General features: G+C 27.1%; 4 protein-coding genes. All 4 read right to left on the bottom strand.

The features are described from left to right. Positions 1–148: 148 nt before the first annotated feature. Positions 149–661 (bottom strand): hypothetical protein, encoded by a 513-nt coding sequence (locus tag R3X25_RS15145; protein WP_317675808.1) that lies wholly within the window; start codon positions 659–661, stop codon positions 149–151. Positions 662–876: 215 nt separating this feature from the next. Then, entirely contained in the window at positions 877–1,449 is a 573-nt protein-coding gene (locus R3X25_RS15140) for a hypothetical protein (RefSeq protein WP_317675807.1), read from the bottom strand. 30 nt (positions 1,450–1,479) lie between these two features. Next, on the bottom strand, positions 1,480–2,187 hold the full coding sequence (locus tag R3X25_RS15135) for a 3'-5' exonuclease (protein ID WP_215998424.1): 708 nt from the start codon (positions 2,185–2,187) through the stop codon (positions 1,480–1,482). 220 nt (positions 2,188–2,407) lie between these two features. Continuing rightward, a complete protein-coding gene (locus tag R3X25_RS15130; RefSeq protein ID WP_317675806.1) occupies positions 2,408–3,232 on the bottom strand; it encodes a hypothetical protein in 825 nt (274 codons plus the stop codon). Between the last annotated feature and the right edge of the window lie 357 nt (positions 3,233–3,589).

The following is a 3,589-nucleotide window of genomic DNA, read 5'->3' as shown; positions in this document are numbered from 1 at the left end:
TAATGTTGTACAACGGTTTAGAGTATGTTTTGTAGCGTGTTTAAGCAATAAATTTACTAAATATTTACCGACCAAGAAAATCCCTTTAGGATTTTCGTAAGTGTGCTAAAACCAAGCTATAAATTATACGCATTGTTATGCACAGACTTTATTGTTTTTTCTTTTTAATAATTTCAGTTTTTTTTACTGCTTTATTTTTTTCAACTTTTATATTTGGGTTATTATTCTCATTATTAATTATTGGTCTTCCTTTACCTCCATTAAGAATTATTTCAAAAGGGAAACAAGCTGGACAATCGTTAAAAATAATTACAGCAGGATCTTCCTTTTTATTTAAATTATGAGATTTGTGTTTAATTGCTCTTTGTAAGAAGTTTGCATATACTTTTAGAACATCATCTTTTGTTTTCAATGAGGATAAATCCTGTTTTGAAAAATTCTGTTGAATTTCTCTTGCTTTTAAATTTAGATATTCCAATTCAAGTTTATTAACTTTGTCAATCCAAGGATTGTTGTCAGTATTTATTATTGGTTTACTTGCTGGGTCTTTTTTTATAATAATATCAATTCCAGATATTGGGTCACTTCCTCCTTGTTTGTTTTGAGAAATACCAATATTAGAAATCAATAATAATGTTAATAGTAAAGTTGCTTTTTTCATAATTTTATGTTTTTAGTTAGTAATTTTATATGTATTTCAATTTTGATGCCAAGTTCAATTTTCAGTTTGTGCATAACGGTTAAATATATGGAAAGTTGCGTTTTGACTTGTAGCAATTTTCCGATGTTAAATTTATTAAAATAAAAGGAAAATGAATAAAATATTTAGTAGAATAAAGCAATTTTTTATATGTAATGTTGGCAAAAGGTTTTTTATCAATCAGTTTTTAAATCGGCTGAACTTTTGGTTTGTAATGTATCTTTCAATGAGTTTGTTTTGTGTAGTTCAAATTGCTCTTTCGAATCAACGACAGAATCTTTATATAAATCATATTCAGACTCTAAAGAATCATATCTATTTTTTAGAGAATCATTCTCAAAATATTGATAAACAGAAAACAAAAAAACAATGAATGCTATTAAATATCCAACCCAATTCTCATTATACCATTCTTTTTTGTTTAATGAATCTTGGAATTTTTTATGTCCTCCGAGTTCTTTAGCTTTAATTCCGTCTCTTGACAAGAAAAATAACTTCGGTCTTTTCGGGTCTGAATCAATATATCCGTATGTTTTCCCAAATCGTTTTACAGATTCACATATTTGTCTAAACATCATATTTTGTTTTGGAATATCATGTTTAAAATCGCCATATTTCGTCATAATTCCATTTACATCAAAATGTGAAATATCATCAATATTCTCTAGTAAAATATCAAAATGTTTTATTACGATTTCCCTATTTATCATTTCAATCGGACTTTTCCAAGTAGGCAACGACCAAAGCAATTAATTATACACGGTGTTAGCCATAGTATTTTATTTTCCATTCAGCATATTATAAATCAAAGCAGTCACTATAATATCACTTTCGGCATTATGTTCTTTCAAATTCGGTTTAAGTGCTTGCCATTCCTTTTTATTTCCAAATAGTTTGTCGGCTGAATTATATAATGAAATTTTAAATCCATATTTATGTCCAAGTTGTTTTCCTGTCAATTTCATTGTGTCAACTTTGTTCTTTTTCTTTAATGAAAATGGAATTCCAGCTTTTACAAATTCAGCGTGCAATACTTTGTAGTCAAACGCAATATTGTGTCCAACAATGTCATCTACTTTTGTTGAGGCAACAGTTAAAGCAGATAGAGCTTTTTCTAATTCCACACCTTCTTTTTCACATTTTTCGTTCGTAATTCCGTGAATTTTTATTGCTTGTTTTGGAATATCCTCTTTCTGTTTTATATAAAAAGTTTCTCCATCGTAATTTCCATTTATATCAACTAACATAAAAGCGAGTTGAACAATTCTTGGGAAGTTGTCTGAATGGTCAATAACATTTTGTTTTGTAACTCTAATCGAATTGTCATTTATTAATCCAGTCGTTTCTGTGTCGAGAATTAATGCAATTGGTTTGAAAGTACTTTTATTCTTTACGGGTTGTAAAGCAACTTCTTTCTTAATTGTTTTTGTTGCGACTTGTTTTTTCCCAGAATTAGTTGTCGAAGTGTTTTTATTCGACTTTTTCATTCTGCTAAATCCGACTATAATTAAGACGATTGCAATTATGATTATTAAAAAGTCCATTCGTTGGTTTTATATTATGGCTAACGGTTTAGTACATGAAAAGTAGCGTTTTTGAAAACGATATTTTCCGATGTTTAAAATTAATGTTTTTTAGGTTTAGGAACATTCTATTTTACTAAATGAAGCTATTTTTTATGTACATTGTTGGCAAATCGTTTTATTTTTATTTCTGTTTGATTAATTCGTTTGTTTTTAGTTTTAAAGAATCAATATCTTTTATTCTGTGATGGTAATAGGAATCTTTATAGGTTTTATCTAAATCTAAAATAATTTCTTCAGCACTTTTCTTATGGTAATCAAAATTTTCAATTGAAGATAACCCGATGTGGTAACTAGCTAATAATTCTTTAGAATTAAAATACATAATTTGGTCTATCGTTAAAGTAGTGTAATAATCATACGCTTTCTTACAATTGTTAAATCCAGTAAGTAATTTCGAATTATCATTAGATAATTCATAGATTTTCATAGATGTTTTGGCTTTATCAAAATTTATCCTACTAATCTGCTCTTTACTGATATAATTTTCCATTTTTTCAGCTTCATCCAGAATTAATAAAGCCTCCTCATAGATTTCATTATTATTGTGAATTTCAGCTAATTCATATTTTAATTGAAATAACAATCCATAAGCCTCGACTATAGAAGCATAATCATTTTTATAATTTACAGAATTTTTTAGAAAGTCAATAAATGCTTTTGCATCTTCAATTGCTTCATTTAGGGTGTTTAAATCTTTATTTGGAAAGTATTTTAGGTATTTACTCAATAATATTTTTTTATATCCTTTGTAGACACTTTCATCAAAACCTAAATCAATGAGTCTTTGACAAATTAAAATTGATTCATCATACTTTCTATCATTATAAAAACCACTTTCTATCTTTATTAATGAATCAATTTTTCTTTTAACCGAATAGTCATATTTATCTTGGGAAAAACAGTATAAACTTTGAAATATTAAGATTATTGAAATTATTTTTTTCATAATGTTTGCCAACGGTTTTGGGTTTACTTTCGTTGCGTTGGATTTATTCAAAGTTAATTAAAAATCTTAAACATTTGGTTAATCAGAGGTTTCTCGTAAAGCGAATTTAAAAGCAATGAAATAAACCCGATGTTACCTAAAGTGGTTTTTTCAATCGTATTGTTAATCATTTTTCGTTTCATTTTTTTTCAGCGTTTTGCTATTCAAATCCGTTTTGTTTCTCAAATAGGTAATTTCTCATTTTGTTAGAATTTATCGTTTTATAGATTTTTAGCTTTTTGAGAATCAAATCATACCGTTTTCATTGCTCAAATCCGAAATTGTGATAAAATCTTGCGTTTCATTGAGTTTTTTTTC

The organism is Lutibacter sp. TH_r2, assembly GCF_033101135.1.
Lineage (GTDB): Bacteria > Bacteroidota > Bacteroidia > Flavobacteriales > Flavobacteriaceae > Lutibacter.
Note: the sequence above shows the minus strand (reverse complement) of the source record. Positions and strands in the feature narration are given on the sequence as shown.